General features: G+C 69.6%; 20 protein-coding genes, 1 tRNA gene and 1 pseudogene. 6 read left to right on the forward strand and 16 right to left on the reverse strand.

Annotated features, from left to right (window positions below; all coding sequences use genetic code 11):
- Nucleotides 1-148: 148 nt before the first annotated feature.
- Complete coding sequence (locus tag O7601_RS17480) at nucleotides 149-1,144, forward strand: DUF1152 domain-containing protein (protein ID WP_281562176.1); 996 nt, start codon at nucleotides 149-151, stop codon at nucleotides 1,142-1,144.
- A 151-nt stretch (nucleotides 1,145-1,295) separates the two neighbouring features.
- On the opposite strand, the gene O7601_RS17485 is transcribed toward O7601_RS17480, so the two are convergent.
- Together O7601_RS17485 and O7601_RS17490 are read right to left on the reverse strand one after the other, a co-directional pair.
- Nucleotides 1,296-2,222 carry an IS3 family transposase gene (locus tag O7601_RS17485; protein WP_281562177.1) on the reverse strand — a complete coding sequence of 309 codons (927 nt, stop codon included), beginning with the start codon at nucleotides 2,220-2,222 and terminating at the stop codon, nucleotides 1,296-1,298.
- A complete protein-coding gene (locus tag O7601_RS17490) occupies nucleotides 2,219-2,530 on the reverse strand; it encodes a transposase (RefSeq protein WP_281562178.1) in 312 nt (103 codons plus the stop codon). The genes O7601_RS17485 and O7601_RS17490 overlap by 4 nt, the downstream gene beginning before the upstream one ends.
- 154 nt (nucleotides 2,531-2,684) lie before the next feature.
- Between O7601_RS17490 and O7601_RS17495 the strand changes: the two genes are divergently transcribed.
- Nucleotides 2,685-3,167, forward strand: coding sequence for a hypothetical protein (locus tag O7601_RS17495; RefSeq protein WP_281562179.1), 483 nt, complete (start codon nucleotides 2,685-2,687; stop codon nucleotides 3,165-3,167).
- 145 nt (nucleotides 3,168-3,312) lie between these two features.
- Here the strand turns inward: O7601_RS17495 and O7601_RS17500 are convergent, their stop codons facing one another.
- The 5 genes from O7601_RS17500 to O7601_RS17520 all read right to left on the reverse strand — a co-directional run bounded on the left by O7601_RS17500 (nucleotide 3,313) and on the right by O7601_RS17520 (nucleotide 7,759).
- Entirely contained in the window at nucleotides 3,313-4,071 is a 759-nt protein-coding gene (locus O7601_RS17500) for an SUMF1/EgtB/PvdO family nonheme iron enzyme (protein WP_281562180.1), read from the reverse strand.
- Between the two features lie 172 nt (nucleotides 4,072-4,243).
- Nucleotides 4,244-5,218 (reverse strand): hypothetical protein, encoded by a 975-nt coding sequence (locus tag O7601_RS17505; protein ID WP_281562181.1) that lies wholly within the window; start codon nucleotides 5,216-5,218, stop codon nucleotides 4,244-4,246.
- Between the two features lie 318 nt (nucleotides 5,219-5,536).
- Nucleotides 5,537-5,608: transfer RNA gene (locus tag O7601_RS17510), tRNA-Pro, on the reverse strand.
- A gap of 100 nt (nucleotides 5,609-5,708) precedes the next feature.
- Nucleotides 5,709-7,121: a hypothetical protein gene (locus O7601_RS17515; protein WP_281562182.1), complete on the reverse strand. Its 1,413-nt coding sequence runs from the start codon at nucleotides 7,119-7,121 to the stop codon at nucleotides 5,709-5,711.
- A gap of 236 nt (nucleotides 7,122-7,357) precedes the next feature.
- Nucleotides 7,358-7,759 carry a hypothetical protein gene (locus tag O7601_RS17520; RefSeq protein WP_281562183.1) on the reverse strand — a complete coding sequence of 134 codons (402 nt, stop codon included), beginning with the start codon at nucleotides 7,757-7,759 and terminating at the stop codon, nucleotides 7,358-7,360.
- A gap of 245 nt (nucleotides 7,760-8,004) precedes the next feature.
- On the opposite strand from O7601_RS17520, the gene O7601_RS17525 reads away from it, so the two are divergent.
- The 4 genes from O7601_RS17525 to O7601_RS17540 all read left to right on the forward strand — a co-directional run bounded on the left by O7601_RS17525 (nucleotide 8,005) and on the right by O7601_RS17540 (nucleotide 11,266).
- Nucleotides 8,005-8,634, forward strand: coding sequence for a methyltransferase domain-containing protein (locus O7601_RS17525; RefSeq protein WP_281566964.1), 630 nt, complete (start codon nucleotides 8,005-8,007; stop codon nucleotides 8,632-8,634).
- 474 nt (nucleotides 8,635-9,108) lie between these two features.
- On the forward strand, nucleotides 9,109-9,423 hold the full coding sequence (locus O7601_RS17530; RefSeq protein WP_281562184.1) for a transposase: 315 nt from the start codon (nucleotides 9,109-9,111) through the stop codon (nucleotides 9,421-9,423).
- Nucleotides 9,420-10,010: an IS3 family transposase gene (locus O7601_RS17535; RefSeq protein WP_281562185.1), complete on the forward strand. Its 591-nt coding sequence runs from the start codon at nucleotides 9,420-9,422 to the stop codon at nucleotides 10,008-10,010. The genes O7601_RS17530 and O7601_RS17535 overlap by 4 nt, the downstream gene beginning before the upstream one ends.
- A gap of 45 nt (nucleotides 10,011-10,055) precedes the next feature.
- Nucleotides 10,056-11,266, forward strand: a protein-coding gene (locus tag O7601_RS17540; RefSeq protein WP_281562163.1) for an IS3 family transposase whose coding sequence is annotated in 2 segments (ribosomal slippage) — nucleotides 10,056-10,356 and nucleotides 10,356-11,266 — 1,212 coding nt in all. Because the reading frame shifts where the segments join, the coding sequence is not laid out codon by codon here.
- Between the two features lie 393 nt (nucleotides 11,267-11,659).
- On the opposite strand, the gene O7601_RS17545 is transcribed toward O7601_RS17540, so the two are convergent.
- From O7601_RS17545 to O7601_RS17585, 9 genes and pseudogenes are all read right to left on the reverse strand, one after another.
- A complete protein-coding gene (locus O7601_RS17545; RefSeq protein WP_281562186.1) occupies nucleotides 11,660-12,175 on the reverse strand; it encodes a hypothetical protein in 516 nt (171 codons plus the stop codon).
- Nucleotides 12,172-12,927, reverse strand: coding sequence for a hypothetical protein (locus O7601_RS17550; protein ID WP_281562187.1), 756 nt, complete (start codon nucleotides 12,925-12,927; stop codon nucleotides 12,172-12,174). Before O7601_RS17550 ends, O7601_RS17545 begins: the two co-directional genes overlap by 4 nt.
- Before the next feature lie 138 nt (nucleotides 12,928-13,065).
- Nucleotides 13,066-13,779: a DNA-processing protein DprA gene (locus O7601_RS17555; RefSeq protein ID WP_281562188.1), complete on the reverse strand. Its 714-nt coding sequence runs from the start codon at nucleotides 13,777-13,779 to the stop codon at nucleotides 13,066-13,068.
- Nucleotides 13,710-14,177, reverse strand: a complete 468-nt coding sequence (locus O7601_RS17560) for a DNA-processing protein DprA (protein ID WP_281562189.1) — start codon at nucleotides 14,175-14,177, stop codon at nucleotides 13,710-13,712. Before O7601_RS17560 ends, O7601_RS17555 begins: the two co-directional genes overlap by 70 nt.
- A 463-nt stretch (nucleotides 14,178-14,640) precedes the next feature.
- Nucleotides 14,641-14,889 (reverse strand): annotated as a pseudogene (locus O7601_RS17565) (transposase family protein); the annotation flags it as partial.
- 127 nt (nucleotides 14,890-15,016) lie between these two features.
- Complete coding sequence (locus tag O7601_RS17570; protein WP_281562190.1) at nucleotides 15,017-15,385, reverse strand: hypothetical protein; 369 nt, start codon at nucleotides 15,383-15,385, stop codon at nucleotides 15,017-15,019.
- A 110-nt stretch (nucleotides 15,386-15,495) separates the two neighbouring features.
- Complete coding sequence (locus O7601_RS17575; protein WP_281562191.1) at nucleotides 15,496-16,056, reverse strand: pilin; 561 nt, start codon at nucleotides 16,054-16,056, stop codon at nucleotides 15,496-15,498.
- On the reverse strand, nucleotides 16,053-20,150 hold the full coding sequence (locus tag O7601_RS17580; RefSeq protein WP_281562192.1) for a hypothetical protein: 4,098 nt from the start codon (nucleotides 20,148-20,150) through the stop codon (nucleotides 16,053-16,055). Before O7601_RS17580 ends, O7601_RS17575 begins: the two co-directional genes overlap by 4 nt.
- A complete protein-coding gene (locus O7601_RS17585; protein WP_281562193.1) occupies nucleotides 20,147-20,935 on the reverse strand; it encodes a hypothetical protein in 789 nt (262 codons plus the stop codon). The genes O7601_RS17580 and O7601_RS17585 overlap by 4 nt, the downstream gene beginning before the upstream one ends.
- Between the last annotated feature and the right edge of the window lie 4 nt (nucleotides 20,936-20,939).

A 20,939-nucleotide genomic window follows, 5' to 3' on the forward strand; every position in this document is an offset into this window, starting at 1 on the left:
CGGGGAGCCCGCTCCGCCCGACCCAGCTGCCCGCAGCGACCACCCTGATCGCCGAACGCGGATGGCGGCATGTGCATGCACCCGGTCGCTGTTGCCCGTCGGTGGGCCACGTGGCTTGCACAGTACGGGCGTGGCTGATCATTGAGCGGTGACGAACCCTGCCGTGCTGCCGGCCGACCCGAGTGCGTTCTCGCTGGACGTTCCGCCGCTGTTTGCCGCCCTGGCTCCGGCGCGGAGCATCCTCATCGCCGGAGCGGGCGGTGGGTTCGACGTGTACGCCGGCCTGCCCTTGGCGTTTGCCCTGTGGCACCGCGGCGCGCAGGTGCACCTGGCCAACCTGTCGTTCTCCCAGCTCGAGTTGATCGACCGTGACGCGTGGATAGCGGAGCACGTCGCGGCAGTGCAGCCGGACACCACCAGCCCGGACTGGTACTTCCCCGAACGGACGCTCGCCCGGTGGCTGGCGGCTCAGGAACTGCCGTCGACCGTGTACGCCTTTGCGCCGCTCGGTGTCCAGCCGTTGCGGGCGGCGTACCGGCACCTGGTCGAACACCTCAACATCGATGCGGTGGTGCTGGTCGACGGCGGCACCGATGTCCTGCTGCGCGGCGACGAGGGCGATCTCGGCACCCCGGTGGAGGACATCACCAGTCTGGCCGCGGTGGCCGCGCTGGACGTGCCGGTCAAGCTGGTGACCAGTCTCGGCTTCGGTATCGACGCCTACGACGGCGTCAACCACGTTCAGGTGCTGGAGAACCTCGCCGCACTCGACCGTGACGGCGGCTACCTCGGTGCCCTGTCCATCCCCGGATCGAGCCGGGAGGCGACGCTGTACCGCGATGCTGTCGCCGACGCCCAGGCCGCCACGCCTGACCGGCCCAGCATCGTCCAAGGGCAGATCGCCGCCGCCACCAGCGGCGCGTTCGGCGATGTCCGCTTCACCCGGCGCACCGACGGCGGCGACCTGTTCGTCAACCCGCTGATGGCGATCTACTTTACCGTCAGCCTCGACAAACTCGCCGCCCGATGCCTGTACCTTGACCGCATCGAGAACACCGTCGGCAGGCGACAGGTCATCACGCGCATCCAAACGTTCCGCGACGAACTTCTCAGCGCCCGCGTCCCCCGCGCGTTTCCCCACTGAACGCCCGACGGCAGCAGATCCGGATGCCTCTGGGTTGCTGCCAAACAGGCTCCTGCAATCATGGGCAGCGTGGCCGGATTCAGTTACAAGACGTCGTGGCTGGCTGTCCGGAACCGGACCCTGAGTTTCCCCCGCTTTGATGGAGCGGTGGTTACCTGCTGCCGGCTGGCGCAGGGGTGGCGATAGTTGGCTCGGCTGGTGGCGTCTGGCGGCTGTGCCAGGCGGTCTCGTACTCGTTCGGGCTGAGGTAGCCCAGCTCGCGTTGGATGCGGCGGGTGTTGTACCAGCCGTCGATGTAGGCGAAGATCGCGTTCTCGGCCTCGTCGCGGGTCCGCCAGCTCGTGCGGTAGACGAGTTCGATCTTCAGCGTCGACCAGAAGTTCTCCATCAGCGCGTTGTCGTACGAGTCGCCGACGGAGCCCATCGAGGGCAGGATCCCGTTGTCCTGCAAGCGTTCCGCGAAGCGGAACGACGTGTAGTTCGATCCCCTGTCCGAGTGGTGGATCAGTTGGCCGTCACGGACGTCGCGCGACCAGATGCCGTATTCGAGGGCGGCGAGGATCAGGTCGGTGTCGCAGCGGTCGGAGGTCTTCCACCCCACGATCCGGCGGGAGAACGCGTCCCGGACCGCGGCGAGCCAGAACACGCCCTCACCGCAGGGGACGCGGGTGGCGTCGGCGACCCATAGCCGGTTCGGCCCGTCGGCAGTGAACTGCCGCCCGACCAGATCCGGCGCCGGCGTGTGCCGTGGGTCCTGCTTCGTGGAGCCGCCGCGCCAGCCCCGGCGCAGGAACGCACCCTGCCATCCCTGCTCGGCCATCAACCGCTCGACCCGCTTACGGCCGACGCGGATGCCGTCGCGGCGTAGCTGCCGGTGGACTCGGTCCGCGCCGTAGGTGCGCCCGGAGGTCTCCCAGATCTCGTGGATGTTGGAGATCAGCCCCAGGTCGACCACGTCCCGGTCGCAGGGCTGCTCGACCTGCTTGACCCACGCGTAGTAGGTCGAGGCGCCGATGCCCAGGACCCGTAGCAGGAGCGCGACCGCGAACTGGTCACGGTGTTCACCGATGAACCTCATGACCGTCGCCGGGTCGGGTCGAGCTCCGCCGCGAAATACGCGCTCGCGGCCTTCAGGATCTCGTTCGCCCGCCGCAACTCAGCGACTTCCTTGCGCAGCCGGCGATTCTCCTCGGCCATCTCGCTGGTGGGCCGGTCGTGACGCTCACCCGTGTCAGCCTCGGCTTGGCGGATCCAGTTTCGCAACGCCTCGTGATGCACGCCCAGTTGCTCGGCCAGGCGCCGGATCACCGGCTTCGGGTCCGACTCGCGGTACAAGCGCACAGCGCGCTGACGTAGCTCATCGGGGTACTTCTTCGGTGCTGCCACGACGACTTCCTCCCCACGGCCATCAGACCATGATCAAGAAGCTCCATGAAAGCGGGGGTGGCTCACCCCTTCAGAAGTCGCCGACGCGCTTGAGCTCCAAGACCGGCAAATCCTCGACTGGGCCACCGGCACCGACCGGGCCTACCAGCGTGGCGTGTACGTGGCCACGCCGGTGCCAGGCGGGACCCTCGCCCACGGCCGACTGCACTTGCCGACAGGGTTCGACGCAACTGAGCCGCCCTTTCCCGGCTGGCTCCGGCAGCTAAGCCGACATCTGGGCGAGGTCCAGTTCTTCGCCAACGAACGGGTCCCGGACTATCACGCCTGGGCCCGGGCTCGGCATGGTGAACTGTTGCGCGGCTACTGCTTCAATGGCGAGCGCGGCGAGGTGCCGCTGTTCGTCGGTACTCCGACCGCCGACGAGATTGAATTGGGCGTCGGCCTGCGCGGTATGGAGCCCGGGTGGGAACGCTGGTCGGACGATGAGTGGACTGCCTGGTACGAAACGACGCCGTCCGAGTCCGATGTGATGGCGATGGCCGGTCGCTGGAGCACCGACCCGAGCGCAATCGACGACGCCACCGTGACTGAAGGTGGCATCTACGGACTACCACCGTCAGTCTCCGACACGTCTTGAACTGACAATCCGGCTCGCAGACCCTCGGTCCCTTGCGGACTCTCATCGGCAGAGCCGTGAGCCGGAGGACCCAGCACGCACGACGTTCGTAGCGAGCGCTGATCCGCGCGCGTCGTGGCGCATCTGTCCTGTCCGGCGGCTGGGGCTAACGGCCGGGTGGCAGTGGTGCGACCGGGCGGACCGCGGTGAATTGGGTGTGCTCGTACCGGGTGGCGGCGAGCAGCAGCAGCCATTCGTCGCAGCCCTGCCACGGGTAGACGTCGGCGGCACCGCCGCGTACCGCTCTGGGACCGTCACCGGTGCGTGGGCGGGCATCCGCCGGGGCGCCCGCGAACCCGGGAATCCACACGTCGGCGCAGATCTCGTTCGCCGAGCCCATCGCGGCCAGCCCGAACGCGTTCTCGGTGGCGGCTGTCCGCTGCTCATCACCGAAGTCGTCGAGCAGCTGGTCCTCGCCGGGTTTCCCGTCGCCGCGGAAGGTCAGGGTGGTGGTGCCGGCGCGGGCTGCGTACTCCCACTCCGCCTCGCTGGGCAGGCGGAACGGCAGCGCATCGAGCAGGTCATCCAGGTCATCCTCAAGCCGGGCCGTGCCGGACTCCACGTCGGCGTAGTCGACCTCGTACTCCGGCAACCAGTGCCGAACCTGCGCGACCGTCAACGGATGCCGAGCGATCAGGAACGACTCGACCCGCACCTCACGCACCGGCTGGGCGTCACCGGCGCCGGCGAAGAACGGCTCAACAGTGTCCTCGACTCCGCCACCGCGCTCGATGACGCGTACCGCCGCCAGCTCCGCCTCGGACAGACCCATCCGGAAGGTCCCACCCGGCACCTTTCGAAACACCACGCCGGACGCGACGTGCCGCCAAGCCGGCCGCCCCGCCACCATCTCCTCGGTCCACATGGCGCCGAACGCTAGCAGCCACCAACCCCATCGCCCGGCACAAGTACGAGCACTCGTGGCGGCACCCGCGCTCACTGGCTACGACCGCGCGTCCGGTCGCCCTCCGAGCTGAACGAGACGCTACGTGGCGAGCGATTCGCGTCAGCAGCGGACGTCTGATCTTGAAATGCGCTCATTCAGTGAGCCGGCGGCCCGCACTCCGGCTGGGCGGTAATCCGGCCTGCTTGAAGACGAGCTGGCAGCTCCCGTTCGTCGGGTCCCAGAGCTGATCGTTTGTTACCAGCGCCCGAACCAGCGCGCGTTGCGGTTCAGTAAGGGGCCGGTGCGTCGCGTACGGCTTGGGGAACGCGAACCGCACCAACGCGCCCCAGCTGTCGTCGAAGCCGGCCCAACTGTCCCGACTGGCCGCCTGGCAGGCAGCCGTGGCGATCTCGTCGAAGTCAGCGGCCACGCGGATCGCCGCGCCGACGAGAGCGAACTGGTGAACCCCCGCAGGTGGTGGCTCAGCCAGCGCGGCCAGGATCAGCTCACGGGCGTGTAAGTCGTCCTCGTGAGCCAGCGCGGCCCGGAGCCGGACCGCTGGGTTCGGGTCGGAGAGCCGGTCGCGGAGGTCAACGCCGAGTTGGCCGAGGCAGTGCATCCACTCTGCCTGCGGCCCGGCGCCGCGTTCCGACCACTCGAGAACGAGCGCCGCCAGTTCCTCCTGCCGGTCCGCCAGGGACTGCAACCGCGCGATCGCCACGAGATTCTCCGCGCGGAACAGCGCCCGATCTGGCGGGGACGCCGCGAGCAGCGGAAGCACTACCGGGTACGCCTGCGCCACGGCATCGGCGAGGTCCGGCAGTATCTTGGCGAAGTAGCGATCGTCGGCGAGGTGGGTCACGCTCATAGCCGCGTCGCCGAGGAACTCTAGAAGCGATTCGACGGTGTCCGGGTGGGCTCGCTTCTCGGCGAGCAGCGCGGTCACGGCCCGAACTGCCGGCGCGGTCGCGGTCTCCGGGAAACCCTGATGCAGCACCGCCATGTCAAGGTGATCCAGCGCGGCCTCCCGGGCCTCGGCATCACCGAACTCCAGCGCGACCAGGTGCCCCGGGGTGTCGGTCGCCCGGCCGTATGCGTGCCCGAGCCGGCTCCAGTCAACCGTCATCGTCTCGTCCTCCGGTCCAGGTCATGGCTCGGGCACGACCTGGATCTCCAGTCGATGCCGGAGGTAGTCGTCGTTTGAGGTGCGAGCGGTCTGCCCGGCCTGAGCAACGTGGTCCCGCATCTGGCTGGGGTACGTCTGTGTCCAGGATGAGGCCTGGCAGTATGCATCGACACAGGTCCAGGTCGTCGGTCAGGAAGAGGCGTAGTGCGCTCAGGTGGAGCTCCACCGGTTGCTCGCCGAGGGGCCCGCCGCCTCGGCTCGCCGTTGACGTGCATTTTCCACGCTTCTCTCCAGCGCCTGAGATGGTAAGGCAGGGAGATCCGTTGACCGGGCTCGAACCGGCGTCCTCCCGGTCCCTAGCCGGGTGCTCTACCTCTGAGCTACAACGGATCTCCACAGGCCTCGCCGACTGGGCTCGAACCAGCGTCCACCCGGGCCAGAGCCGGGCGCTCTTCCACTGAGCTACGACGGGCGCGATCATGCTGCCCGATCACGGCTCGACGTGTCCAGCCCGTTCCGGCAGCTCGCTGACCACGACGTCACCCGGGATCAGCGACTGCTCCAAGCCACCCTTGATCGTCTTGCCGGAGAACGCCCCGCCGGCACGCAGCATCGACGCCCACAGCGGGTCGACGATCGACACCCCATGCACCAACTCGGGCGTAGGCCGGAACACCCCGACGGCTGACAGTGGCTTGGGCCCTGCCCAACCCGACGTGACCGGGTCGACGCCACCATCGGCGCATGCCGTCTCCACATCCGTACGGGTGCAGGCGGTGGTGCCGTCGAGTACGTCCCACGGCAGCGGCAGCCGAGCCCACACGCCCACGTCGGGGTGCAGGCCGCCGCCGGTCGACCGGTGCCACGCCGCCAGGTCCGCCGCGATCAGCATCATCGCCTTGCCTGGGCAGGAGGCCTCCAGCAGCCCAAGGCTGCCGGAGGCGTCCAGCGTCGCGATCCACGCCGCCCGCGCGGCGTTGTACGCGCCGCACAACAGGTTCCACGTCGACGAGTCGTTACCCCGCCTCACGATCATGGTGGCCCGATCGAACTCGCTGGCCACCCACACCCGCTTGAGCAAAGACGCGACCTGGCACATCGTCGCCCACCACCGGCCCAGCAGCTCACCACGCTGCGCGTCGGTCAGCCGGGCGAGCACCGCCGGCGTCGGATGGGCCTGGGCGATCATCCACCAGTCCGTCGCCGGGTTGGCGGCGCAGTGCTTGAACAGCAGGTCGGCAATGCCGTCGTACGGGTTGTCCCGCCCTGACAGCGTGAACTCCCGCCGCAACTTACGCTTGGCGGTCAGATACGCCACGAAGCACCCCGCCCACCGGTCAGCCAGAAACGCATCCCGCTCGATGCTCCCCGCGAACCCCGCCCGCGCGACCATCGTCAAATGCCGCTTGGTCTGCTCGACCGCCAACCTGTCGGCCTTCGCCGACAGCCGCTGCGTCACCCGGAACCGCCGGTTGTACTGCCGCTTCGACAACTCGATCCCGGCCGCGGCCCGGCCCTCCCGGTTCAACCGATCACGCAGAAAATCCAGCCGAGCCGGATCGACGGCACCCAACGATTCGCTCAAGCGGACCGAGAAATCCAGCAGCGAAACGGGATCGTCCGGGTCGATGCCGTCTCGCGGCAGCTCGAACAGCCGCGCCGCGGCGTCGATCTGACGGGCACCTCCCACCGGCCGCGCGAAGTCCGCCGACATCGAACTCCACCCGTTCCACCGCGACGCCGCACGAGCCGCCCGCCCCAACGCCATCCGGTCCCGAAGCCCCAACTGGCCGCCCACCACCCGCAACACCAGATGCGCGACCTCCTCCGGCCGACGCCGCTCATCCAACGACGTGTGCAACGCGACCAGGGCATCCTCAGCAGAGGTCTCGGCGATCGACATGGCGGGCATCCTGGCAGGCACGACGACACCGAAGCAATCCGATTCACCACTGCACCTGGCACCACACCAGGGGCACGCTCCACGTTGCCTACGCCACCTCCGATGGTGAGCGCCTCGCGGCAGATCCGACGTATGAAGGCCCCGGCTAAGCGGGGCAAGACAGTCCGGATCGCGGCATAAGCGGATGCGATTCCGGCCGCGCGGCGAGACCGGACCGGGGTCGCAGTTGCCAGGTGCTATTCGCCTTCCAGCCGACCAGAGGTGCCGCGGAATCGTCGTCCTCCGTCGGTCGTCGGTAAGGCTGCGACTCTCGCAGCCCAGCGGTCGACGTAGTTCTTCATCCCGTCGGCATTGCGCGGAATGCTCAACCAGTCCCAGGCAGCGTCGCGAATCTCCCGTTGGGCGATCATCTCGGTGCCATCGGCGTAGTCGAACGGGTAGCCGTCGACGATGTCCGACAAGTCCGCGTAGATGCTGTACAATCCGCTGGCATTCCCCACGTCGTCCCTGGGGAGCAGCTCGACCAGCGCAGCCTTCAGCTCCTCGACGACCCCCACGGGGTCTTCTCTGCCCTTCAGCACTCGATGCATGTAACCATCGATGAGGTCGATCACAGTAGGCGATGCGGCGTCGGTCACCCTCTCATGGTCGCTTGCCGTGCCACCCGCGCCGCTCCTGGCCCCGGCAGCGCGCAACGTTCCAGGGTCACGATGCCGCGAAGAGACGAAAGATCGAGTGCGCTCTCATCGGCTACGTCCGTGTACCGATGCGTTCAGGAGGTCATCGCCGAGGATAGTGCTTCTTGTGGCGTGCCTCTGTGCGGTGCAGCGGACGGGAGCGGCCTGGTTCTGATCCGGCATGGCAGCATCGGCGGGTGGCCGAGATGACGGACTGGCACGAGTGGCATACGTCGTACGCCGACGACACCTCAGCGTTGTCACGGAGACTGCGGCTCGTGCAGCGCCACATCGGAGACTGGCTGGACGAACGGCCGGAGTCCTGGTTGCGGGTCGTCAGCGTTTGCGCGGGCCAGGGCGATGACCTTGTCGGTGTCGTGGCCCGGCGTCTGGATGCCTACCGGGTGCATGCGACGTTGATCGAGAAGGATCCGCGCAACGTCGCAGCCGCACGGGAGCGCACCGCCACAGCCGGCCTCGACGGAATCACCGTCATGTGTGCCGATGCCGGTGACTTCGCCGCGTATCGCACCGCTGTCCCGGCCGACCTGGTTCTTCTCGTCGGTGTACTGGGCAACATCAGCGACCAGGACGTCCGAGCAACGATCGCCTTGCTGCCGAGGCTGTGCGCGCCGGGAGCCACTGTGGTCTGGACCCGGACACGTCGGGATCCCGACCTGACCCCGGCAGTCCGGCGCTGGTTCGCCGAGGTGGGCTTCACCGAGCGGGCCTTCGACGCGCCACCGGACGCGCTGTTCTCGGTCGGCGTGCACCTGTTCCACGGGCAACCCGAGAGCCCACCTGCGAGCGGCCGGATCTTCACCTTCGTGCGGTAACGATGATGCACCGCCTACCCAAGCCTCCGGCCGCGGCCTCACGTCCCACGCTCGATGTAGCGCAATGTCCGCGGCATGTGCGTGCGATCCGCTGCGGAACCGTGCCCTGCCCGCCGTGCTAGCGACGACCCGGGGCAGCAATGACACGGGGGCACCCGACCACGTCAGGGCGCAGGATTCTAGCCTTGGGCTCGTGGAACGTATCGAATTCCGTACCATCGAGCAGGAGCTCGGCGTCGGGATGTTCCCGACACTCGTTCCGTACCTTAACGACATATCCCTGCCTGACATGGTTCGCACGGCTGAGCTGCCCTTTGCGCGGCGGAAGGGAAACCCAACCTCGCGGGCAGCTATGCGGGGCTGCTGGGCGACAGCGTGCGCTGGCCGAGTCGGCACTATGGGCCTTGCCCCCTGATCTTGGACACTTGAACCTGGGATCGTGATGGTCCTGGGAGTCAGGAGTCCTGAAAGATCATGGTGAATAAGCACTATCCGCCCGAGTTCAAGGCCGAGGCGGTCGCGTTGTATCGGTCCAGGCCGGGCGCGACTATCGCCTCGATCGCTGATGACCTGGGTGTGAACCGGGAGACCCTGCGCAGCTGGGTGCGGCTCGACGACGAGCGTCGTGGCGGCGGTGCGCGTACGCCACGGCCGGCCGTGGCCGGCGGCGAGGCCGCCTCGGTCGAGCAAGAGAACGCCGAGTTGCGGCGCCGGGTCCGCGAGTTGGAGGAGGAGCGGGACATTCTGCGGAAGGCGGCCCGGTATTTCGCCGGGGAGACGCGCTGGTGAACCGCTTCCAGTTCGTCGCCGACCACCAGGCACGCTACGGCGTGAAGCGGTTGTGTCAGATCCTGAACATCGCCCGGTCCAGCTTCTACTACTGGAAGGCCACCGCCGGGTCGCGAACTGCTCGTGACGCTGCGGACGCGGCTCTGGCCGCCCGGATCCGCCTTGTGCACGCCCGTCATGACGGCACCTACGGCGCGCCACGGGTCACCGCCGAGCTCCACGACCGGGGCGAGCGGGTCAACCACAAGAAAGTGGCCCGGGTGATGCGCCGCTACCGGATCCAGGGCCTGCGGCTGCGCCGGCGGGTGCAGACCACCATCGCCGACCCCGCCGCGCAGAAGGCACCGGACCTGATCGGCCGGGACTTCACCGCCGAGGCGGTGAACCAGCGCTACGTCGGCGACATCACCTACCTACCGGTCGGTGAACGCGGATTCCTTTATCTGGCAACGGTTATCGACCTGCACTCACGACGCTTGGCGGGCTGGGCGATCGCCGATCACATGCGCACTGATCTGGTCATCGACGCCCTGCACGCCACGCAACGGACCCGCGGCGGGCCTTGCCCCCTGATCTTGGACACTTGAACCTGGGATCGTGATGGTCCTGGGAGTCAGGAGTCCTGAAAGATCATGGTGAATAAGCACTATCCGCCCGAGTTCAAGGCCGAGGCGGTCGCGTTGTATCGGTCCAGGCCGGGCGCGACTATCGCCTCGATCGCTGATGACCTGGGTGTGAACCGGGAGACCCTGCGCAGCTGGGTGCGGCTCGACGACGAGCGTCGTGGCGGCGGTGCGCGTACGCCACGGCCGGCCGTGGCCGGCGGCGAGGCCGCCTCGGTCGAGCAAGAGAACGCCGAGTTGCGGCGCCGGGTCCGCGAGTTGGAGGAGGAGCGGGACATTCTGCGGAAGGCGGCCCGGTATTTCGCCGGGGAGACGCGCTGGTGAACCGCTTCCAGTTCGTCGCCGACCACCAGGCACGCTACGGCGTGAAGCGGTTGTGTCAGATCCTGAACATCGCCCGGTCCAGCTTCTACTACTGGAAGGCCACCGCCGGGTCGCGAACTGCTCGTGACGCTGCGGACGCGGCTCTGGCCGCCCGGATCCGCCTTGTGCACGCCCGTCATGACGGCACCTACGGCGCGCCACGGGTCACCGCCGAGCTCCACGACCGGGGCGAGCGGGTCAACCACAAGAAAGTGGCCCGGGTGATGCGCCGCTACCGGATCCAGGGCCTGCGGCTGCGCCGGCGGGTGCAGACCACCATCGCCGACCCCGCCGCGCAGAAGGCACCGGACCTGATCGGCCGGGACTTCACCGCCGAGGCGGTGAACCAGCGCTACGTCGGCGACATCACCTACCTACCGGTCGGTGAACGCGGATTCCTTTATCTGGCAACGGTTATCGACCTGCACTCACGACGCTTGGCGGGCTGGGCGATCGCCGATCACATGCGCACTGATCTGGTCATCGACGCCCTGCACGCCACGCAACGGACCCGCGGCAGCCTCCACGGGGCGATCATGCACACCGACCACGGAGCTCAATACACGTCCAATGCCTTCGCTGCCGCCTGCACCACCGCCGGCGTTCGGCAGTCGATGAGCAAGATCGGCAGCTCCGCCGACAACGCCCTCGCCGAAGCCTTCAACGCGACCTTCAAACGCGAGACCCTGCAAGGCCGCCGAGCGTTCACCGACGAACGCGAAGCACGCCTGGCCTCGTTCCGATGGCTGCACCGCTACAACACCGTCCGCCGCCACTCGGGGCTCGGACAACAATCCCCGATCACCTACGAGAACCGCATCCGAACGACGCCCGCTATGCTGGCCCCCGCCGCATAACCCCGTGTCCAAGATCCGGGGGTAAGCCCCGTAGGTCCTCGCGCAGCGCAGACGGACGAGGCGGGTGCCGGTGAGTGAACCGCCGGGATTCGTCCGTCGGCCGGTGCAGTCAGACGGGTCGTAACGGTCGGCTCCACGGGAACTGCCGTCTTCCGCGTAGTCGACTGCGTGGTCGAGCAGGCGCAGCGGTGGCCGCGTCACCGGGAGGCCCGGGGGCTTCATGTGGCGGGCCTGGCGTGGAGGAATCCGCCGTCCGGCCCGGCGTGGTGACCCGACCGCAGTGACGACATTCAGCGATGCGTCATCGAGGAGGCATCGGGCCGACGGGGGTTTGTGGTCACGGACACCGTGGTACGCCGGTACCTCTGTCTGGACTGTGTGCAGGTTTGCCGGTCAGCGGGGCCGGCGTGAGGCCAGATCGTGGATCTCGCCGCGAAGTAGCCTGATCCCGGCGGTGGCGGCGGCCTCGACGGTGTCGAACGATGCCGCGCGGGCACCACCGTCGGTGTAGGAGGGAAAGCCGACCCCGGTGACCCGGTTGTGCACGCTCACGTGCCAGCCGCAGGTGTCGATGGGTGGGTGCAGGTAGGTTGTCGCGTCGATGACTCCGCCGGGCGCGTCGATAGCGATCGCGCACGGAACGCCGTCAAATGCCTGGTGAGGTCTGGCCGTCCAGCCCTCGGGCAGCATCCGGTGGACCCGGGGCAGGTTGTCGGTGACCTGCCGGGCGGACGCGGCGACGCGCCGTGCCGTCTCGGTGGCACGGTCCCGTGACGCATGGTCGGCGTAGCTGACCCACTGGCAGGTCGGCTCGTGCAGGACAAGCCAGATGCGGCAGGTGTCGCACCACGGCCGACCGTCCCGCACACCGCCGGGTGTGGCGCAGGTGCCACAAACGGGCCGCGTCACGATCTCATCCCTTCCTGACCGCGCGGCCGGTCGGTGATGGTGGGCGGGGCGGCCCTCAGGGTGGGCAGCCGGGCGTGCAGCCAGTCCGCGATGAGGTCGCCGACGTCGCGGACGAGGTCGCGACCGGGGTCCGGCATGGCGGTGCCGAGTTCCGGATATCGTGCGGCGACTGCCCTGACCATGGCGCCGGCGGCGGCCGACGCGGCGGCGGACAGCCGGGCACGCCGCGCCTCGACCTCGTCGATGGTGGCGATGACCAGCGCGGAGATTTCCGCGGTGGTGGTGTGTTCGGGTACCCGGACGCACCACCACCTGTCCTGGTCGTCGGGACCGATGGTGAACTCGCTGGTGTCCGCGACGGGCCGGCGGCGACCGGGTGCGTCGAACCAGCCCGGCCCGGCGGTCACTGACCAGCGGGTGTCGCCGAGACGGTCGGTGTAGCGGCTGCCGGTGTAGAGGGTGGCGGTGTTGCCGCCGCTGTGCGCGACCAGAGCCGGACGGCCCTGCTCGGCCAGGTGGGCGACGAGGGCGTCCAGGTCGATCAGGTGGGGCAGCCGGCCGGCGTTGAAGGCGTCCCGCAGGTCGTCGACGAGCAGGTCATCGACGGGCGCGGGCAGCCCGAGGCGGTGGCGGCGGGCGTACGCCCACAGGTCGTCGTCGCTGGGTAAAGACGTGTCATTGCGGCGGCTGGCCTCGCCCCACGCCGTGGTGAGGTCGAGGAGTGCCTGCCAGTCCTGAGATGGCTGGTCCACCGTGCTCCTTTCAGGTTGACGTCGGGGGTGTGGCGTGGGCGTGAGGTATTGATTCCGGCGCGCACCTGACGGGGTGCCCGGGGATGTGGCGCAGCCGCTCCCGGGCACATCAGGCAGATCGCGGCTCAGGTCGACTGCTCACGCCGGCGGCGGGTCGGTGACCTGCCAGCTCCAGCCGTCGAGGAGGTAGTAGCCATCGGCGTCGGCCGTGATGGTGCTGGTCGACTCCGCCGGCGTGCCGGCCCGCTCGGTCTGGCGGACGGTGCCGTCGACCAGGCGGATGCGGGTGGTGCCGGCAGCCTCGCCGACCCACGCCGCGAGCGCGTCGCAGTCGGCCGCGATCCGGGCGACCGTGTCGGCGGTGAACCGGGCGATCGGCCAGCCCTGCGGGCTAAGCAGGTCGGCCACGAGCGCCGGGTACGGGCCACCGACCCCAGGCAGCACCACCCACCCCGGCTTCCACGTCGTGGCAAGATCCCGGCCCCGTCCGAGGTGGCCGGTGGGTGGGGTGAGGTGCGCGACGACATCAGCGGCGTCGCACACCAGGCGGATGCGGGGCTCCTCGCGCAGCGCCTGGTGGCAGCCGGCGGACAGCCCGGAGGTGACCGGACCCGGCACGGCCATGGCCGGTCGGCCCAGGGCCAGCGCCCGCGCGAGGATGCCGTGGCCCCTACCGGGGGCCGCTTCGACGAGGACCGCGCCGCAGGTGAGGGCGGCCAGCCAGGTCTGGTTGAGCAGGGTTCGGGTGCGGCTGGGGTCGCTGCTCGGCGGCCAGACGCTGATCAGGTCGAGCCGGTCGAACAGCGGCCGGTTGCCGGTGGGGTGCAGCCGGTCGAGCCCGCAGGCGGGCATCGCGACGGCGGCGTGGGGTCGGCTCGTGAGGCGCCGCGCAGCGCGGCGGCGTCGATGCCGTAGACGCCGGCGTTGAGAACGGTCCAGCCCTGCTCGGCGAGCCCGTGGCCGAGTACTACCGCGACGTGCTGGCCATAGGCGGTGGCGCCGCGGCAGCCAACGACGGCGACCGCACGGCGCACCAGGTCGGCAGGGGGCGGTCGGCGCGCACCGGGCAGCCGCTGCGCGAGCAGCGTGGTCGTGGCCGGGCCGACCAGCGCCAGCCGGTGCCCCCGGCGGCAGCGACCTCCAACAGCCGCCACCCCGTCCGGATACGCGGCCGGCAGGTCCGCCAGGTCCCCGACCGGCACCCCGGGCGTCGGCCACACCGCGGCGTCGTCGGCGGCGACGCGCAGCACGTCGACCAGTTCGCGCAGGTGGTGCGCACCCCCAGACGGTGACGTCCGGCACCGACGCGGCCAGCTGGCGGCCGTCCGCGGGTACCAGCGCCCGAGCGAACCCCGCCCCGCTGGCGACGGTCAGCCGGTCGGCGAGGGACCGCGGTGTGCGGAGTCTGCCGTCCAGGCCCAGCTCACCCACGAACACCCTGTCGGTGGGCACGGACGCGGGTGCCTGCCCGGCGACGACCAGCAGCGCGACCGCGAGCGCCGCGTCGACACCAGTGATGGGTGCCGGCAGTGGGGTGGGAACACGGTGAGCGTGACCGGCTGGGTCGGCGACCGGGATCCGGCGTTGGCCACGGCCGTCCGGATCCGGTCGCGGGTAGCGCTGTCACCGACCAGTCCGGTCAGGGTGACCGGCGGGTGCGTCGGTGGTCGTCGTGGCGTGGATACGGATCATGTGTGCGCCGGTGGCGGTGGTGGCGGTGCTGAGCAGGGCGATTGTTTCCTGGACGTAGTGCCAGGCGGTGGCGATTCCAACCTGGAGGCCGGCGGCCAGTCGGGTGTAGGTGTCGCCGTTACGCAGGTGGGCCAGGGCGAGCAGTGCCTGGCGGCCCGGGTTTAGCCGTCTTCATCGGATGTTGCTCTGCCGGCGGTGGCTGCGGATGCAGTCGGCGAGGTGGTTCAGAGTTCGGCTGAACAACGGGATCGTGGCCGGGTAGGACAGCATGGCAAGGTCCCCGGTCGGGGCATCGCATTCTGGTCGATCTGCTGTCCTACCTGTAGCCTTGCCTCATCGATTACCGACCCCTGGCGACCCGGGCTGAGCTGCAAGATTAGGTTTGGGAAAAGGCTCACTAGTAACTGTAGGACGTGACTGGGCCGACACGGGCGATAGGGGTCCGGGGCAGCTCGAAGGCTAGTGAGACGACCGTGGTCGGGGTTGTCGTCTCGGCACGTAGCTTGGCGTCCAAGCGTGACATCATGCGGGCGATTGGGAAGATGTAGATGACATCGGCTGGTGGAAGGCGGGCGCTCCAGTAGCTGCCAAGATGCACGGTGACCAGGTGGCGGTGGCGCCATGTGACCAGTCGAGAGACCAGCCACAGCAGCGGATTGATCTCGTAGCCGATACAGCGCACGCCTCGTGCGGCGGCGGCGCGTAGCAGGCGGCCGTCGCCGGAGCCAAGGTCTACAAGGGTCTGGCCGGGCTCCAGGGCGGCCAAGGCCAGCACTGGACGGTGGTGGCTAGCTAGAGTGGGCAGGTAGGGAGCGCCGGTTAGGGCCGCTAGGGCGAACGGCGCGGTCAGCAGAACGGCGGATAGTAGCCACCAGCTCATGGGCGGTAGTCCATCTTTGGCGGGATGGTGGTGGCCCGCCTGCGCAGGCCGAGGGCGGGGCCGTGCAGGATGATGTCCTGGAGGTAGATCCAGCGTTCCCACGGGCCGGCCTGGAGGATCGTGCCGCGGATCCGGTCCTGGAACTCCCTTCGGTTTCCGGCCGGGTGAAAGCGGGCCGCGAGCCAGACCGTGCCGTAGACGATGCCGCGATAGACGCGGGACGTGCGGCGCAAGGCGGCGAGGCTGAGGGAAAGCGCGACGCTGATGCCGAGACCCGACCAGAAGGCCGTGGTGTCACTCTTCTCCTGCGGTTGAGTCTCGTCGGCGGTGAACGAGGCCAGGACAAAGTTGATCAGGGCGTACGCCATGATCGCTACCACGATGCCCACTACCGCATACAGGATCGTGTTCTTGGCACTGCTGATCGCTCCTGAATCGCCGCCTGAGACGACGTACCGGACGCCACCAATGATGATCATGATCACGGCGGTGGCGCCGATGACGAAGATGACAACGTTGACGATCCCTAGGATCGTGCCGGCGGCGGCGTCGGTCATCGGCTGACCCTCAGAACGAGCCTCCGGGTCGCGGTCGCCGTCGCTTCCGGGTGCAGCAGTGAGAACTCAGCCAGGGCACCGGGCAGACCGTTGTTGCGGCTGTCCGAGTATCGATAAAGCAGCACGGGCGGATCACCGCGACGCTCTGCCGGCTTCCACCTGGTCTCCAGCCAGCCCGCAGCGACGAAATCCTCGAGCGCCGGGAAGGTCTTGCTGGGCAGCAGGCCGGTCTGCCGGCACACCGCGTAGTCGTCGAAATCCGTACCCTCATTGGCTTTGAAGAACTTGCCGACGATGGACGCCGCCAGGGTCATCCGGACGCGGTCCCGAGCGGGACCGGTGTTGGGGATGAGCGCTTCCTCGAAGACCTGCTGGCGGAAACCGTAGGCGGCTCCGGATCGCCGCAGCACGCCCCGGTCGGCGGCGCCCTCCAGGAAGGCCATCATCCGCCAGGGGAGCAGGCCGCGGGCGGCCACCGCAAACCCGCTCAGGCGGTACCAGCCGACGACGCCGAGGAGGCCCGGCAGTGCGACGCCCACGATGGTGACCACCGCGACCGTCGCAGTCGCGATCTCCCACTCGTCCACGAATAGGAGTGTCAGAGTCGCCGACAGGAGGACGGGCAGGCCGATCGCCAGCAGAGATTCGCCTTGCAGGCGGAGGAGCGCCCGGCGGCCGGAGACCGGCGGCCGCCCGTTGAACTCGAGGCGGAGGAACACGGCGACGAGCGGAACACACACGCTGTAGCCGATCGTCACGGCCATGATCGCCTTAGCGATCGCGTCGCCGGGGAGGCCTGCCAGGCTTGTCGCGCTTCCGACGCAGAGCAGCGCGACGCCGGCTGTGGTGATCATCCGGTAGGCGTTGAAGTCGCGAGCGGCGAGCCGCACAAAGCGGCGGCCGGGAGCAGACGGAGGCGTCGCGCGCAGCAACGCGAGCACACCGGCCAGGATGAGCAACAGCGCTGCGACCGGCAGGAGGCGGGAGCGGGCCGGTACAGCACCGAGCAGGGCGGCTCCGGCGGCGGTCGCACCGGCGACGACGAGCGCGGCGACCAGCGCCGCAATCAGTCGTCGGACCGGCCGGCCTAGCGCGTGGAAGAGGTGGAACCATTCGATCTGCGCGCTGTGGGTGGCGCCGGCCAGCGCGCCTAGGAAGGACAGCCAGCGCAGTGGCCGATCGACTTGCTCGTAGGCGCTGCGGAGTGCGGCCCGGGTGAGCGCCTCCTCGACGTTTCCCGGGCCGATCGGCGTACCGGGGTGGGCCAGCGCCACACCGGCCAGCCGCAGCATCTCCGGGGAGCCGAACAGCGGCCGTACACGCTGCTCATCATTGCGGACCAGGGCGGCGATCGCGTCGTGCTCGGCGGGCGCGACGGCGGCGAGCACTGCCGCCGAGTCGGCCGGGGGAAGCGGGGTGAGCTCGGCGACCGTGGCCGACGAATGAATCAGCGCGGCCGGCGACGTGTCCCCGCGGAACTCGGCCGACCGACACGTCATGATCACCCTGGCGTCCGGTCCGATGGTGTCGACAGCCCGCAGAACGGCCGACCGGGCGGCGGACGGCAGCTCGTCGAGGCCGTCCAGGACCAGGGTGATCCGTCCGTCCCTGATCAGCGGCAGCAGGTCCGGGCGCCTGAGCTGGGCTGCCGCCCACTCCTCGAACGGGCGGCGGCCCGGCCGCCAGCCGGCGGCTTCGATCTCCACCGGCACGGTCCGGCGCTCGCTCTTGTCGGACCTGTCGGAAAGCAGTGCGCTTGCCACGCGGATGACCGCGCCGGTCTTGCCGCTGCCCGGCGGGCCGATGACCACCCATCGCGGCCGGCCGCCGGCGAGGAAGGCGTCGGCGAAGGCGTCCACCGCGATGTCGCCCGCTCTCCTCACGCTCATCGTGAGCGGCACCGGGACCGGCAGCAGCACCTCGGCGGCCCGCCGGTACCAGTGATCACGCATCTGTGCGGCTAGCGCCGCCAGCGGTTCCGGTTGGTTGCGCCGCGGGGCGAGCCGCTCGAGTAACGGCGCGGCTGCCGCCACAGCCCGGCTGGGACCACCGGCGGATACGTTCTGGCCCAAACGGCCCACCGTGACCCACGATCTGCTCGCTAACGCGTCGCGGAGCAGTTGGAGGAACTCCACCGCTACCGCGAAGCCGGCCATGCCGACGGCGACCCGGAACAGATCGACGGTCGCGATCCCAGACTCCCCGGTGAAGGCGGTGAGCACCAGCCCGGCCACGGTGAAGGTCCCGGCCACGAGCACGCCGATCACCGTCCCCCGCCACGGCCGGCGCAACACCTGTTGACCCGTCTGCGGCTCCGGCCCCCGCCAGCGCAGCCGCAGCGCCGCGTCCACGAGCCCGCCGAGACCGGCCGCCGCCAGGCTGAACGACAGCAGCGAGTAGCTCATCTCCTCGGCCGCGAACGGAGTCAGGAAGAGCAGCAGCAGCGCGGCGAGCAGCGCAAGCCCACCGGCGGTCACCGTCTTGAGCCGCTCCACCGGCCCGATCCCGTAGCTGAAGTGCAGACCTGTCAGTACGGTGCCGTGCGGTCGCGGACCCAGGCGAAAGTGCTGCACAACCGTGCCCCTTCCCGGCGAGACCGTCTGCGGCTCCATCACGTCCGGGCCGGCGCCGAGCGGGATCAGGCCCTTCGGGACGGTCACCGTGACGTACTGGTCGGCCTGGGCGAAGCCGGACACCAGCGCCTGCGTGATCACCCGCCCGGAGAGGCGCGACGTCTGCGGCGGGGCCGACGGCATGTCGATCTCGTAGTGGACGACCTGGGTGGCCGGGTCCCGCGGTTCGAGCAGGGCGATCACCGGCCGCGCAGCGCGCAGGCCGGTCAGGACCGCAGCGAGCGCCTCCCGGTGTTCCGGCGGCAGGGCTCCCATCGACGCCGGGTCTGCGGGCGCGTCGCGGTCATCGAGCCAGTGCAGCACCTCGCCCTCCAGGCGGATCAACCGGCCGTACGCCGCTGCGACCCCGCCGGACCCCCGTGCGAAACTCCCCGGCGGCGGGAACGCGCTGGTGATGACCGCCGATGCCGCGAGCAGCCGATGCGAGCGCGCAGCGGTGAGCGTGGCCAGCATCCGGCCCGCCCGATCGCGCGGCGCGACGCCGTCGATCAGCGCCTCCAGCGGCCGGGGCACGACACCGATCGGCACCGGCAGCACCGCGTGCTGCTCGCGCTCCCCGCCGGTGTGCACGGTGCTGGTTTGTCGGTAGCGGACCAGTGTGTCCGACACGAAGGTGATCTCGTGGGACTGCTTGGCGACGGCCCGCCGACTTCCAACCAGCGCGAGCGCCAGCCGCCAGTCGTCAATCCCATCGACCGCCCCCGGTGCCTCCACGGTGGCCAGTTGCGTGTCCGACATGGCCCGCGCGGCCCGCAGAAACCGGGCTTCGGCGGCCGTCGCGGCCGGCCCGCACCGGGCGAGCGCCACCGTTAGCAGCCGGGCGAAACCCAGTGCCGCCTGACCTCCCGTTCGGGCGGCGTGAAGGTGGGCGGTGAGCACGACGACGTCTGCGATCGCTGCCAGCGACTCGCGCGCCCGGCCCCAGCGGGCCTCGAACGGCAGCCCGGCACCCAGCCGACGGGCCACCACGGCGGCGGCGGCCGACGCGTCGCCGAGCTGGCCCGACCGGAGCCCGGCGAACGTCACCTCGGCAAGCCGCTCTCGTGCCTCGTCCGGCGTGGCGAGCGCGAGGTAGCCGATCTCCTCGACAAGGGTCTCGCCGCCACGGCGCTCGCGGCCTCGCCCGGCGAAGAAGCTCGCCGCCAGGTCGGCCGTGTGTGCGACAAGCCAGGCGACGTCGATTTCCTGCGCCGCGAGGATCGGCGCGCGCAGCCCGGCGCGTAACCGGAAACGGTGGGCCGTACCGCCCACGGCGTTCGCGGCCGGATCCGCACTGTCGCCGTTGTCGTACAGGCGCTCCAGCAGCGGGGATGGCAGCGCGGGTACTTCCTCCTCGTCTAGGATCTCGTGAAGCAGCGAGAGGTCGAACCAGTCGACCGCCGCGATCCGGCCCCAGGCCAGCCGCTCGCGTGGCGCCATCGCCTCGATCAGCGCGGCCAGTCGCTCGTCCGGCGCTGTCACGGCCGCCCCTGGCGGCTCGCGAGGTAGATGGCGAGGTTGGTGCCGATCCGGCCAGGCATGCCGTCGGCGGTCACTGCGGCGTACCCGGCTGTTTCGTCACTGATCATGATGCCAAGCTCCGCCGCCCAGGAGGCGACGTCACCAGCGGTGAAGCGGCCGAGTTCGAGCACGGCCGGCCGACGAAGCATCCAGGAATGCCGGACCTGGTCCACCCACGGAGGCTGCTCGGCCGCCACGAACGTGGCCACGTCCGCAACCGTGATCAGCGGGTCGAGGAAGTCCTCATCGAACCAATTCAGGACGCCCGGCACCGCCCGGTCGTGGTGGTCGAAGAGCATCAGCGGTCGCAGCCGTCCCGACTTCCGCAGGTCGTCCGTGAATGCCCTGGTCAGCTTGCCGACTCCGCGCTGTCGGTCAGCGGTGCCGTCGACCACGAGGGTCAGCTCGCTGTGTTCGCGCACTTCAATGTCACCCGCCGTGAACGAGGGGCCGGCGGTGGAGAACGCGTCACGCGCCTTGTTGTACCGGCGGAACTCCACCCACGGGCTTAGCTGCGTCGACAGGCGGTCGAGCACGTTATACGCCTCGTTGGCCCGCGCAAGATCCAGCAGAGCCACCGGGTGCCCGTCCTGATGACGAAGGAACGCCTCGAGGAGTAGCTCCGACTTGCCGATCTGCTTCTCGCCGCAGACCAGGCTGACCCGGCTGGCCAGGGTAGGCGCGCTGACCTGCTCGTTGACGTGCGCGAGCTCCTTCTCGCGGTCGACGTGGACGCGAAACCCCATCCTC

The sequence above is a fragment of the Verrucosispora sp. WMMD573 genome, from assembly GCF_027497175.1.
GTDB lineage: Bacteria > Actinomycetota > Actinomycetes > Mycobacteriales > Micromonosporaceae > Micromonospora.

Excerpts from the sequence above, each read along its gene's own strand:
- O7601_RS17485 (WP_281562177.1), bottom strand. The coding sequence starts at position 2,222 with ATGAGGTTCATCGGTGAACACCGTGACCAGTTCGCGGTCGCGCTCCTG.
- O7601_RS17500 (WP_281562180.1), bottom strand. The coding sequence starts at position 4,071 with ATGTGGACCGAGGAGATGGTGGCGGGGCGGCCGGCTTGGCGGCACGTC.
- O7601_RS17505 (WP_281562181.1), bottom strand. The coding sequence starts at position 5,218 with ATGACGGTTGACTGGAGCCGGCTCGGGCACGCATACGGCCGGGCGACC.
- O7601_RS17515 (WP_281562182.1), bottom strand. The coding sequence starts at position 7,121 with ATGTCGATCGCCGAGACCTCTGCTGAGGATGCCCTGGTCGCGTTGCAC.
- O7601_RS17525 (WP_281566964.1), top strand. The coding sequence starts at position 8,005 with ATGACGGACTGGCACGAGTGGCATACGTCGTACGCCGACGACACCTCA.
- O7601_RS17530 (WP_281562184.1), top strand. The coding sequence starts at position 9,109 with ATGGTGAATAAGCACTATCCGCCCGAGTTCAAGGCCGAGGCGGTCGCG.
- O7601_RS17555 (WP_281562188.1), bottom strand. The coding sequence starts at position 13,779 with ATGCCCGCCTGCGGGCTCGACCGGCTGCACCCCACCGGCAACCGGCCG.
- O7601_RS17575 (WP_281562191.1), bottom strand. The coding sequence starts at position 16,056 with ATGACCGACGCCGCCGCCGGCACGATCCTAGGGATCGTCAACGTTGTC.
- O7601_RS17585 (WP_281562193.1), bottom strand. The coding sequence starts at position 20,935 with ATGGGGTTTCGCGTCCACGTCGACCGCGAGAAGGAGCTCGCGCACGTC.